This window comes from Citrobacter sp. TBCS-14, from assembly GCF_005280805.1.
Lineage (GTDB): Bacteria > Pseudomonadota > Gammaproteobacteria > Enterobacterales > Enterobacteriaceae > Citrobacter > Citrobacter gillenii.
Genome location: NZ_SZWM01000420.1, coordinates 1 through 211 on the forward strand (window position 1 = coordinate 1; position 211 = coordinate 211).

The window sequence follows — 211 nt, forward strand, 5'->3', positions numbered from 1 at the left end:
GGTAATTAAGGCGTGATACCAGCGCGGATGGCTAAAATATTCTCCTGGCGTATCGATATCGCCGTTTTCATTAAACTCCACGGCCTGTGTTTTTCTGGCGAGGGAATAATTCCCCTGTAGCGCATTAAAGAGCGTTGTTTTCCCCGCCCCCACCGTACCGACGAATGCAATACGTTTCATCGCCGCCTCTGATTAACTTTTTGTCAGGTTG

At 48.8% G+C, this 211-nt stretch carries 1 protein-coding gene; it reads right to left on the bottom strand.

The window, feature by feature from the left end:
• A partial coding sequence (locus tag FDX22_RS15875) for a EutP/PduV family microcompartment system protein (protein WP_146717444.1) occupies nucleotides 1–180 on the bottom strand: 180 nt, incomplete at its 3' end.
• Nucleotides 181–211: the final 31 nt, after the last annotated feature.